This window comes from Flavobacterium sp. XGLA_31, assembly GCF_051547105.1.
Taxonomy (GTDB): Bacteria; Bacteroidota; Bacteroidia; order Flavobacteriales; family Flavobacteriaceae; genus Flavobacterium.
Window position 1 is genome coordinate 97,725 of sequence record NZ_JBPTTM010000007.1, and the last position, 13,157, is coordinate 110,881.

A 13,157-nucleotide genomic window follows, 5' to 3' on the forward strand; every position below is an offset into this window, starting at 1 on the left:
ACTATGAGCAAAGTAGCCATCATCATGGGAAGCAAAAGCGACCTGCCGGTTATGCAGGAAGCCATCGACATCCTGAAAAGTTTTGATATCGAAACGGAAGTTGACATTGTTTCGGCACATCGAACCCCTGAAAAATTATTTGATTTCAGTAAAAATGCCCACCATCGCGGTATTTCGGTGATTATAGCCGGCGCAGGCGGTGCTGCCCATTTGCCGGGTATGGTGGCGTCTATGAGTCCGTTACCGGTGATTGGCGTTCCCGTAAAATCGAGTAATTCTATTGACGGTTGGGATTCTGTCCTGTCTATTTTGCAAATGCCGGGCGGGGTTCCTGTAGCTACTGTAGCTTTGAACGGAGCCAAAAATGCCGGCATACTGGCCGCTCAAATCATCGGAAGCCATGACAAAATGGTACTCGACAAAATCATTTTTTACAAAGAAGGTCTCAAAGAAGCGGTGAACAAATCATCGAGTGAAATGAAGAAATAAACACTCAAAAATAATTGTCCCCTTGAGGGGACTTTAGGGGTGTCAATCTTATTTATAATGAGAAACAAAATCATTCCATATAGTCCACATTTAAAAGAATATGCCCGACAACTCCGCAGCAATTCTACATTATCTGAAGTCCTGCTTTGGAAAAACATTAAAAATAAAGGTTACGGATTTCAGTTTCACCGACAAGTTCCACTACTAAATTATATAGTTGATTTTTATTGCCATGAATTGATGCTGGCAATTGAGATTGATGGAGAAAGTCATCAATTTAAATATGAATATGATGCAATGCGCCAAGGTGAATTAGAAAAAGAGGGTGTAACTTTTTTAAGATTTACCGATGCCGATATCAAACAAAATATGTTTAGTGTTTTATTAACTTTGGAACAAACATTAAAAAATTATCAACTAAAAATACACCCCTAAAGTCCCCTCAAGGGGACATTGCATAACTCATGAAAATCTTAACTTCAACATTCACTACAAAACACAATACGGCACCTTTCAGCCAAATTAAAATAGAGGATTACCAACCGGCATTTGAGGCCAATATCCAAGCTGCCCGTGCCGAAATTGATGCCATTGTCAACAATCCGGAAGCACCGACTTTTGTCAACACCATTGAAGCGCTTGACTTTTCAGGAGAAGCATTGGACCGCTTATCGTCTGTGTTCTTTAATTTGAATTCGGCAGAAACCTGTGACGAAATGCAAAAGATTGCTCAGGCCGTTTCGCCTTTACTCACCGCTTTCGTCAACGACGTTGCGTTGAATGAAGAGTTGTTCAAAAGAGTCAAAGCCGTTCACGACCAAAAAGACAGCTTACATTTGACTCCCGAACAAGCCACTTTATTAGACAAAAAATACAAAAGTTTTACCCGTAACGGAGCCTTGCTTCCCGAGGATAAAAAAGCCCGTTTGCGTGAGATTGATACCGATTTGGCCAAACTCAAACTGACCTTTGGCGAAAATGTATTGGCGGAAACCAACAAGTACAAACTGCACATTGCCCACGAAGCCGATTTGCAGGGACTACCCGAAGGTGCTAAAGAAATGGCACGCTCCTTAGCCAAATCCGATAACCTGGACGGCTGGCTGTTTACCTTGGATTTCCCAAGCTACCTACCTTTTGTGACCTATGTTGACAACCGGGAGTTGCGAAAAGAAATGGCCATCGCGGCGGGTAAAAAAGCCTTTCAGGAAAACGAGTACGACAATCAGGAAAACGTTAAAAACATAGTAAAACTGCGCCACGAAAGAGCTCAGCTATTGGGATATCCATCGCACTCCCATTTTGTATTGGAAGAGCGTATGGCACAAACTCCGGAGAAAGTACAATCGTTCTTAAATGATTTACTGACCAAAGCCAAACCGGCTGCCCAAAAAGAATTTGCCCAACTCACCGCTTTTGCCCAAGAACTGGGCGGACCGGAAACACTGGAAAAATGGGACGGTGCCTACTATTCGGAAAAACTGAAACAGAAACTGTTCAATCTGGACGATGAAATACTGAAACCTTATTTTAAATTAGAAAACGTATTGCATGGTGCTTTTACCGTAGCCGAGAAATTATTTGGTATTACCTTCAAAGAAGTATTCGATATTGACAAATACCACCCGGATGTACAAACTTTTGAAGTATTGGATTTTGAAGGACAGTTGGTTGCCATCTTCTACTCCGACTTCTTCCCGAGAAAAGGCAAACGCAACGGCGCCTGGATGACTTCGTTCAAACCGCAATACATCAAAAACGGAAAGAATGAAAGACCTCACGTATCCATCGTGTGCAACTTCACCCCTCCTACTGAAACCAAACCTTCGTTACTGACATTTAACGAAGTCACGACCTTATTCCACGAATTCGGACACGCCCTGCACGGCATGTTGGCCAACACCACCTACCCGAGTTTATCGGGAACCTCAGTATATTGGGATTTTGTGGAATTGCCGAGTCAGATTATGGAAAACTGGTGTTACGAACCGGAAGCCTTGGCCTTGTTTGCCAAACATTATGAAACCGGGGAAATCATACCACAACAGTATGTAGACAAAATCAAAGAAAGTGCAAGCTTTTTAGAAGGCATGGCCACGCTGCGCCAGTTGAGTTTCGGACTCTTGGACATGGCGTATCATGCCAAACCGCATCATATCAAAGACATTAAAACCTTTGAGAAAGCCGCCATGGACGACACGGCGTTATACCCTGACGTAGCCGAAAATTGCATGAGCGTTTCGTTCTCACACATTTTCCAGGGAGGCTATTCCTCGGGCTACTACAGCTACAAATGGGCCGAAGTACTCGATGCCGATGCTTTTGCGTATTTCCAGGAGAAGGGCATTTTCAACAAGGAAGTCGCCACTAAATTCAAAGAAAACGTACTTTCCAAAGGCGGTACTGAACTGCCGATGGAACTCTACAAGCGTTTCCGCGGACAGGAACCACAACCGGAAGCCCTGTTAAAAAGAGCAGGGTTACTATAAAAACAATAAAAACCGAAGCGCAGTCCGCTTCGGTTTTTTTTATGAGTATCATGCAAACCATAAAAGCCTCCCGATACTATCAAGCATGGTGGACAAAAAAATAACAGTGCATGATTAAGATAATAATGCACGATGTTTAACATCATAATGCTGCATTATTTTTTTCTCCACCAGTATTGAAAAACAAAAAAATAGTAGTGCATCTTTTTTTTCTCCACCAATATTGGTGGCAACTTTCAATCCTTACTTAGACAGGAACAAAGACAGAAATACGTTCTGCCCAAAAGGAAAAAGAAATGGACAGAATTGCTTTAGGTTGACGAAACCGGCAGTTCCCTAAAAGTAAAAAGGCCGCCAAAGAATGGCGGCCTTTTTCATTGTAAAACAGCGCAATTAGTTTTTAATCACTTGAATTGTTTTAGCAGCGTGTTCTGAAGCTACTTTCACAAAATAGGTGCCGTTGGCCAACTTACTCATATCGATAGTTGTGGTCATGGCATTAACGTTCTGTGAGGTTATTTTTTGTCCGATTGTATTGTAAACTTCTACCGTAGTAATCCCTCCGGCAAATTCTATATTCAACACATTGTTTACCGGATTCGGATAGTATTTCAATCCGCTCAAATCAAAATTATCAGTTCCCAACGTAACGGTCACGGTAACTTCCAAAGGGGAAATACTGCGACAACCGTCAACGGTTTGCATCGCATAATAAACCGCTCCGTTTACCAATTCGGTTGTTGGTGCCAAAGCATTTACTCCGGCTAAGGCATCTGAGGAAGAAGCATACCAAACTACATTGGTACCTGTAGCGACCAAATTAGCAACGGTAGCCTCAGCAGCATTAAATACCGCAAATGTTTGTATGGCATCTCCGGTAGGTGCCGGTGTAGAAGTTACCCCCACATTAACCGTCGCTTCACTGTAACACCCGGTAGCATTGTTAGTTCCTCTGACAGTATAAGTAGCCGCTGACGCGGGTGATACCACAATCGGGTTACCGCTAAAAGTAGCCGGTGTCCAAGTAAATGAAGCCGTATTGGTTTCTGCCACCTGTCCGCCAAAAACCACATTCAAACGCTGCGTAGAGGTTGTCGGAGTTACAGTACCAACAGTTACTAAATTTTGAACGCTGCTGGTAGTCATAGCGGTGCTGGTAACAGCGGAGATAGTAGTATTTCCGGTAGTAGCCGTATAATATGTAATGGCGTTGTTCGTACTATCAACCCCATTTTGACGAATGTCTAAAACAATATTGGAAACACCGTCCCAAACATAAGGGGTATCAAAAGTAATGGTATTGGCTCCCACGGCATGAGTATAAGTAGCCGGACCATATACCTGAGTCAATCCTGCCGTTTCAAAAGCAGTCAACGTGGTATTCGTAGTAGTTCCGATACTTACTCTGAAAGCGGTCACATTGGTTCCCGATCCTAACGTGGTGATGTTATACGTAATGGAAGTAATTTTTCCCGGTTTCAAACCGGCAGCCGTCAACTCAGCAGCAGTAAAAATGGTTTGATTCCAATATTGAGCCCAACGATTACAAAATGCTGTCGGCTGTGTCGTAGCCGAAGTAAGAGTCGTTCCTGTTCCGATAGTCACAGTACCCGGTACCAAAATTTGAGAAGTGGCCGTCAAAGTAGCCGAACCTCCACTGCAAATGGTATTGTTGGATGCCGAAACCGCTACGGTAGGATTGGCATTCACCGCAACCGTTACGGTAGCATGGGTGATACAATCGGCTCCTGAGGCTTGAGCGGTCAAAGTATATTGGATAGTCTCACTCGGATTGAATGACCATCCGGTTACTTCATTCCCTGACAAACCATTATTGCTTGACCAAACAAACGTATCATAATCTGCCGAACCGGTAGCAATGGTCACCGGAGCCGTAGTCTGTCCGTTACAGATAGGTGTGGTAGCGGTGGTACTCAAAGCAAATGCCGGAGGAGTAGTCACAGTAGCCACCACCTCAGTTCTCGGAGAAACACAAACCGATTTGTATTTTAAATCATAAAAATAGTAATAGTAGCTGGTCGTAGTTCCTCCCCATTCAGAGGCGGTTACCGCTACGTTACCATCAGTCCCATTGTAAGGGAAAGCAACTGTACTGTCGCGCAACAAACTAATGCCTGAGGAAGCTTTTATCAAAATACGGTATCCGGTGCCGGCAGGCAGCGAAAAATTCAACGGAATCACATTGGGAGTTGTACTTCCGCCCGCTGCCACGGCAACGTTTCCGGTGGCGTACAATTCAGTCAGAGCCGAATTGGTCACTTTAATATTAATCGTTCCCGCTGTCGTTGAAAACACGGAAATACTTTGTAAATCAATAGGGGTTGCGGCATTGAATACAATACCGTAGTTGGTCGTCGAACTGCCTGTTGCGTCCGTTCCCGGGGCTGTTTTACCGGTAGACTGAACACTTCCGGCTTGAGCAGCTTCTGCCCAATACGACGTAGTGGTGTGTAACACCGGTGTCATCAAAAGGTTTCCGGAACCAATTTCTGTTCCCCCGGTGGCAGCATCATACCATCTGATGAAACCGGCACTAGGAGTTGCTGTCAAAGCCAAAGAACCTTCGCCACAAGCCGAACCTGTAGTCGTTCCGGTAATAACCGGCGGGTTACATGGCGTAACAAACGAAACCGGAACAGAAGTCCACACACTGGTAGTGCCCGAACCACAATTGCTTCGAATCCAAACATAGTAAGTGGTTGAAGCATTCAAACCATTTACAGAGGCCGTCAGTACGCCAGCTCCAACACTATTGGTTGGTGCAGTTCCTGCTGTCGGAGCGGTATTTACCGGAGAAACATAATAATCGTATCCATTGCTTGGAGTTGTTATCGAAGCCGTCCAGTTTAGTGTAGCCGTAAATGCTGTGGCAGCCGCAGCAGTCAACCCTGTCGGAGGCAAACAAGCAGGCGGAGCAATCACTGTTAATTTATAATCTTCGGCTTCTGTTCTTGTATTGGCATTGGAACAGGCATCCGGAGTTGAATTGTTATAATCAATTCTGATTCTCATTCTGTAATTCCCCAAAGCGGTTCCTGCAGGAATACTAAAGCTTCCCGTTTGGTTGTAACCATAAGAAGTTGTGGCAAACACTCTTTCGGTAGTATTGTCAAAAACCAAATCGTTATTCCAGTCTACCCAAATACAGGTTCCTACTGAACCTCCTACGATATCCGAAGCAAAGTTGATGATTCCTGTAGGATACTGACTTACCGAAGCCGTGTTGTAATTATCTTGGTACCCGTTTAAGGCATAGCCTGAAGCTAAATTCGAAATATTAGTACTGCCATTGGTCGTCGAGAAGTTATTGATATACGTGGCATTCGAAGTAGACGACGGAATACAATATCCGGTGAAAAAGGTTGCGGAAGTCCATGAACTGAAATCGGCCACACCACATTTTGACCTTACGTAATACGTATAAGTAGTATTGGCCGTAAGTGTGGTTACATTCAAAGAAGTGGCAGTTGTATTGCCGCTTGTCACAAGACCTGTCGCTCCACTTCCGGCAGTTCCGCTGGTTCTCACTTCATACTCATACCCATTAGCAGGTACAGAGGCCGGAGCAGTCCAGTTAATGGTAGCAGAACCGGAAGTCAATGCTGAGGCAGTCAAAGCCGTTGGAGTTTGACAAGTATAGGCTACCAAAGAAATGTTATCAATCGCAGCCGGTGGATTGGTTCCGCCTGAACCGTCATTTTTCCATACAAAAACCAAACGTTTGGTCGCTCCTGATACATAAGCTAACTGAGCAGCACTCAAGGTGTAGCTCACATTAGTGGTAGTGGTAGGGGCTGTCGTTCCGTTTCTTTGCAAAAGGAAGTACCCCGTAGTTCCGTTAGTATACCCAGTCCAACCGGTTGTGGTTGTAGCGGTATTAACAGGACCTGCCGTTGTGGGTGTCACAGCTGTGTCCATAACGTAAACCAAAAGATTGTCCCAGTTCCCGTCATTCCCATTGGCTCTCCAATCGAAACTTAAGACAACAGAACCTGCTCCGGCCGGAAAAGTTACATCTCTGTAAAAAGAAGACGTGTTTACCACACTATTCGTAAACGCCCAGGTTGCTCCTGAATCGTTTGACACATAGGCGCCTCCATTGCCTGAAAACCAGCCCGGTACAGTACCTACATTCCAAGTATTCGTATTGGCATTTACAGCAGTCCAACCATTGGCTGCAAAAGAAGTTCCGTTTTCAAACCCGCCTTCAGCAGCAGGGTTGATTAACAGGGTTTGTCCGTAAGTGGACTGTCCAAACAAAAAGAGGGAAAGGACCAAAAAACAGAGGTAATAACCCGATGCCGAAAAGGCATGCATACGGGTACACCCTGAAAAAGTAGATTTTTTCATTCGTTATAGATTTAGGTTAATAAGGCGAAAATTAATACTTAAAAAAAACAATGGAAACCATTAAAACTCCTTTAACTTTAGCGGTTCGGTTTTCAAGTTTTTTATGATAAATTTATTACGCCTTCGTTGTTAAAATTGTTAATTGCATTAAGAATTTGATAAAAAATTAACGCTGTACAACAACCCAAAAACGAACCCAAGGGAATCAAACGATACCATTTCAACAGGGTTATAGCACTAAAAGCTACTCTTTATTCACAACTTGGTCAAAACAAACAGCAAACCCCACCACAAAATGGGAATGCTTTCTGCCCAAAAGGAAGAATAATAGGAAGTCCTTCTTTTGTGAGCAAAAACCAAAAAGAGCCCGGTAGTGAGGGCAACGCCCGATTTTAAAAGCAAGGTTGGATAAGCAACAGAAGTCATTGCTAATTCGAGTAGTACAAAAACGGCTAACAGCATGCACCCTACTATCTTAGTCCATGTCACTCCTATTTGTTGGGGCACGGTTTTTAAATGAGGATCATCCTGCAGCAAGTCAATAATCTCAAAGACGAGTATCAACACAAAGATTAGAATAAAACGTTGTACGGCCACTACATACACATCCTTCGTCCATTCGATACCGGCATTGATGACCGGCAAAAACAAAGTCACACCAACCCAACACAGCGCTACGATATAAATCTTAACCCCTGCCCAGTTGCGTGCGTTTCGTCGGTTGGGGAAAAAAGGAAGCGTGTACAACAAAGTCAGCAGCAAAAAACACACGGCTATAATTCGGGTCGTGCGCTCCAACTGAAAAAAGAAATATCCGGTGGCCAGGAAGGCGAAGAAACTCAACACCGCAATGGCTTTCAAACCAGTTCGCATCTGCAGTTTGTGGGTTCGTGCCAAAGCATCGTATTTCACAAAATTATACCCGACTACCGTTCCGAAAAAAGCAAAGAAAGCCGGAGCAGTGATGGCTTCCAATTGAAACAAATAGCCCGTCATCCGAACCAAAGCATACACCGACAAAGCCACGTGCAGACTGCTGTTGATATAAAAATCAAGAAGGCGTTTTAAGAAGCTCATCTTACAAAATTAAGCAATCTGTTAATAAGTGCTCTTTTTGGTTTAAAAAAACCTGAAAATCGAAATCATTTTAACCTAAAATTTAGACTTTAATAGTTACTTTTGTTGGCGTTAAAAAACAACACACTTCATATCTTAAGAACTTAGAATTTAATGAGAACAGACGCATTTGCATTACGCCACATAGGTCCACGTGAGAGCGACCTAAACCACATGTTCAAAACCATCGGAGTCGAAAATTTTGACCAATTGATTTACGAAACTATACCGGACGACATTCGCCTTAAGAACGACCTGAACTTAGAGGCTCCCATGACCGAGTATGAGTATTTGACACACATTCAGGAATTAGGCCAAAAGAACAAAGTATTCAAATCCTATATTGGTTTAGGCTACCACCCTACCATTGTTCCTGCCGTAATCCAACGCAACATATTTGAAAACCCGGGCTGGTACACCGCCTATACGCCTTACCAAGCCGAGATTGCACAAGGACGTTTGGAGGCCATTTTGAATTTCCAAACCATGGTGATTGAGTTAACCGGAATGGAAATCGCCAACGCGTCTTTACTGGATGAAGGAACGGCTGCTGCCGAAGCCATGGCATTATTATTTGATGTGCGTACCCGCGACCAAAAGAAAAACAACACCCGTAAATTCTTCGTTTCTGAAGAAATATTACCGCAAACCTTATCCGTATTGCAAACGCGTTCTACACCTATCGGAGTGGAATTAGTTGTGGGCAACCACGAAACCTTTGATTTCTCAAGCGATTTCTTCGGGGCTATTTTACAATACCCGGGCAAATACGGTCAGGTGAACGACTACAGCGCCTTCATCGCCAAAGCCCAGGAAAACGAAATTAAAGTAGCCGTGGCAGCCGATATTTTATCCTTAGCGACCCTAACCCCTCCGGGAGAAATGGGTGCATCAGTGGTGGTAGGTACCACCCAACGTTTCGGAATCCCAATGGGATACGGCGGACCACACGCAGCTTACTTCGCAACCAAAGAAGAATATAAACGTTCTATGCCGGGCAGAATCATCGGGGTGTCTATTGATGCCAACGGAAAACGTGCCTTGCGTATGGCCTTGGGAACCCGCGAGCAACACATCAAACGTGAAAAAGCCACTTCCAATATCTGTACGGCTCAAGTACTCTTAGCCGTTATGGCCGGGATGTATGCCGTATACCACGGACCAAAAGGCTTGCGTTATATTGCCAACAAAGTACACGCTTCAGCCGTTACCCTGGCTGATGCCTTAAATAAATTAGGTGTTTACCAAACCAATACTGCCTTCTTTGATACGCTGTCGGTAAAAGCAGACGCCAACAAAGTAAAAGCGATTGCCGAAAAACACGAAGTAAACTTCTTTTACATAGATGCTGAGACCATTGCCATCTCGTTAAACGAAACCACATCGTTGGCCGATGTCAATCAAATCATTGCCATCTTTGCTGAAGCAGTAGGTAAAGAAGCCTTCACGGTAAGCAGTGTAAACAGCAACGCCAACATTCCTGCCGCTTTGGTAAGAACCTCAGCGTTTTTACCACATGAGGTATTCAACAACCACCATTCGGAATCGCAGTTGATGCGTTACATCAAAAAATTAGAGCGTAAGGATTTATCCTTAAACCACTCCATGATTTCATTGGGATCTTGTACCATGAAGCTAAACGCTGCCGCCGAAATGCTGCCGCTGTCTATGGCCAACTGGAACAGCATCCACCCTTTTGCTCCTATTGCGCAAGCTGAGGGTTACCAAATCATGCTTAAAAAATTAGAACAACAATTGAACGTAATCACCGGTTTTGCCGGTACAACGTTACAACCGAACTCCGGAGCACAAGGCGAATACGCCGGTTTGATGGCTATTCGTGCCTACCACCAATCACGTGGAGACCAACACCGAAATGTGTGTTTGATTCCCGCTTCGGCTCATGGAACCAATCCGGCTTCAGCCGCTATGGCAGGCATGCACATCATTGTGACCAAAACCATGGAGAACGGAAATATTGACGTGGAAGATTTGAGAGCCAAAGCTATCGAACACAAAGACGACCTGTCTTGTTTGATGGTAACCTATCCGTCTACCCACGGTGTATTTGAAAGCGCCATTTGTGAAATCACCCAAATCATTCACGACAATGGTGGTTTGGTATATATGGATGGAGCCAACATGAACGCTCAGGTAGGGTTGACCAATCCGGCGACTATCGGGGCTGACGTGTGTCACCTTAACTTACACAAAACCTTTGCCATTCCTCACGGAGGTGGAGGCCCGGGTGTAGGTCCTATTTGTGTTAACGAAAAATTAGTGCCGTTCTTACCAACCAATCCGGTGCTTCCGGTGGGTGGTGACCAAGCCATTACGGCAATCTCATCTGCCCCTTACGGCTCGGCTTTGGTTTGTTTAATCTCTTACGGCTACATCACCATGTTGGGTGCCGAAGGATTAAAAAGCGCCACCCAATACGCCATCTTAAACGCCAACTATATGAAAGCGCGTTTAGAGCAACACTACCCTATCTTGTATTCAGGAGAAATGGGACGTGCCGCACACGAAATGATTTTAGATTGCCGTGCCTTTGAAGAAAAAGGTATCAAAGTAACCGATATGGCCAAACGTTTAATGGATTACGGTTTCCATGCGCCAACAGTATCCTTCCCGGTAGCGGGCACCTTAATGGTAGAGCCTACCGAGTCAGAAGACCTGGCAGAATTAGACCGTTTCTGCGACGCCATGATTGCCATTCGCAAAGAAATTGAAGCGTCAACCAAAGACGACGCCAATAACATTTTACGAAACGCGCCGCATACCTTAGCGATGATTACCGCCGATACTTGGGAGTTCCCATACACCCGAGAGCAGGCAGCCTTCCCGCTGGAGTACATAGCCGAAAACAAATTCTGGCCAAGCGTACGCCGTGTAGATGAAGCCTATGGCGACCGAAACTTAGTGTGCTCTTGTGCACCGATTGAGGCGTATATGTAAGCGTCAAACCAATAAAAACAAAAAGGTTTCAGGGCAACTTGAAACCTTTTTTTATTTCCGCACCCTAACAAAAGAGCCTGTCAACAATAAATAAATACTACCACTAACCTCAAACAGGTATAAATCAGACAATTTTCAGTACTTTTCTCCGTTGTATAAAAAACAACCCTGACCTCATGATAAAAAGGAACCTCCTCCGAACGGTACTGACGCTGTTCTTTTTGCTACTCTCTTTTCCAAACGGATATCCGTGTAGCATGTATAAGATCACCATCGGAAACAAAACAATAGTCGGAACCAACTTTGATGCCTATTATACCGCTCCCAGAATTTGGTTTGAAAACGCAGTCCAACCCGGCACCTATGGCGCTGCCTTTTCAGGGGGTAGAATAAGCGGTGTTCATGGATTCGCTCCTCAATCGGGGATGAACGAAGCAGGGCTTTCGTTTTCTCGTCTGGCGACCGCCACACCCGAAACAAACATAGTGGACCTGAGTCATAAAAAACCCATTCCCAACGAATGCAGTTATCTCAAAGACATCTTACACACCTGCAAAACCGTAGACGAAGTCAAACGCTATATCAGCCAATACAATCATAGTTTTTTTCTGCAGGATGTATTTATTTACATCGAAAAATCAGGCCGGTACTTAATCGTGGAACCCTATACCATGACGCTTGGTAATGACGCCCATTACGTTTTATCCAATTTCTGTCCCTCGGTGACGGATGCCGCTTACGCCAACAAACTGGACCGTTATCGCAAAGGCGTTGAACTGTTAAATACCAAAGTAGATACGACTCCCGAGTTTTGCAAAGCCCTGTCTGACTCCATGCACGTATGCCGCAAAAAGATAGGAGACGGCACGTTACTCTCCTCTCACTGGGACTTAAAAACCGGAGGTATTACCCTCTACTTCTATCACGATTATAGCAAGGTCCTACACTACAACCTCAAAGAAGAACTGGCCGAAGGCGATCACTTTTTTGAAATCCCTAAACTATTCCCTCCCAATGCGGAATTTCAAAGACTGCTGACCTACCGCGTGCCGCAAAACACCCCTAAGTTGGAATTGTTTTTATTGCTTTGTGGCGGGCTGTTTCTCTTTAGCTCTTTGTACTTTTTAGTCAGCTATATCAGCACCCGAAAAGCAACCAGCCATGCCTGGGTGAAAATAGCCTGGTTTCCTTTGGGAATCCTTATGGCCTTTTACATGTACTCCTTATTCCGAAACGTGGGTATTTTTTACAACCCGGCCCCTTATCAAGATTATATATTTACCATTCAAAACATCATGGCTTACGTACCCTTTCTGGTACTGTGCCTCATCCTCCCGTTAGGTATCGCTAATTGGAAAATCATCCAAACCAAGAGTTGGCCTGTCGTTTCCCAAGTACTGCTTACGGCAAACCATGTCGCCTTGCTTATTTTGATGGGTTGGTTTGCCTATTGGGGGCTTTACACTGTTTTGTAAACGAACGGAAGAAGAATTGTGTTTCACCATCACTCCTTTTTCATCTTCACAAAAAAAACCTCTTATCAGATAAAGTGTTTCAATTTTTCTTACTTTAGGAACTCAAAAGCTGAGTATGGTATCTCTAAAAGAATACAATTAAAAGCGAGCTGAGCATATGCAGAAGTCAGCGGTAATTCATAAAATGATTTTCTTGAATAGAAGCAAATGATAAAAAAACTAATTGAATTTAGAGCGATTCTTATAGTCATAATATGCT

At 44.2% G+C, this 13,157-nt stretch carries 7 protein-coding genes; 5 read left to right on the top strand and 2 right to left on the bottom strand.

From position 1 onward, the window contains the following. Nucleotides 1–3 precede the first annotated feature (3 nt). From purE to ACSVH6_RS11940, 3 genes are read left to right on the top strand one after another with little or no spacing between them, the layout of a single operon-like run. Nucleotides 4–489 carry a 5-(carboxyamino)imidazole ribonucleotide mutase gene (gene purE / locus ACSVH6_RS11930; protein ID WP_438078781.1) on the top strand — a complete coding sequence of 162 codons (486 nt, stop codon included), beginning with the start codon at nt 4–6 and terminating at the stop codon, nt 487–489. A gap of 57 nt (nt 490–546) precedes the next feature. Then, the gene (locus ACSVH6_RS11935) at nt 547–924 is read left to right on the top strand and encodes an endonuclease domain-containing protein (protein WP_438078783.1); all 378 of its coding nucleotides are present in this window, start codon (nt 547–549) and stop codon (nt 922–924) included. A gap of 29 nt (nt 925–953) precedes the next feature. Continuing rightward, nucleotides 954–2,978 carry a M3 family metallopeptidase gene (locus ACSVH6_RS11940; RefSeq protein ID WP_438078785.1) on the top strand — a complete coding sequence of 675 codons (2,025 nt, stop codon included), beginning with the start codon at nt 954–956 and terminating at the stop codon, nt 2,976–2,978. Between the two features lie 393 nt (nt 2,979–3,371). Here the strand turns inward: ACSVH6_RS11940 and ACSVH6_RS11945 are convergent, their stop codons facing one another. Next, nucleotides 3,372–7,349, bottom strand: a complete 3,978-nt coding sequence (locus tag ACSVH6_RS11945) for a GEVED domain-containing protein (protein ID WP_438078787.1) — start codon at nt 7,347–7,349, stop codon at nt 3,372–3,374. Nucleotides 7,350–7,604: 255 nt separating this feature from the next. After that, on the bottom strand, nt 7,605–8,426 hold the full coding sequence (locus tag ACSVH6_RS11950; protein ID WP_438078789.1) for a hypothetical protein: 822 nt from the start codon (nt 8,424–8,426) through the stop codon (nt 7,605–7,607). A gap of 153 nt (nt 8,427–8,579) precedes the next feature. Between ACSVH6_RS11950 and gcvP the strand changes: the two genes are divergently transcribed. Both gcvP and ACSVH6_RS11960 read left to right on the top strand, forming a co-directional pair. After that, nucleotides 8,580–11,423: an aminomethyl-transferring glycine dehydrogenase gene (gcvP, locus tag ACSVH6_RS11955; RefSeq protein WP_438078791.1), complete on the top strand. Its 2,844-nt coding sequence runs from the start codon at nt 8,580–8,582 to the stop codon at nt 11,421–11,423. Nucleotides 11,424–11,599: 176 nt separating this feature from the next. Beyond that, entirely contained in the window at nt 11,600–12,898 is a 1,299-nt protein-coding gene (locus ACSVH6_RS11960; RefSeq protein WP_438078793.1) for a hypothetical protein, read from the top strand. The last annotated feature ends 259 nt before the right edge of the window (nt 12,899–13,157 follow it).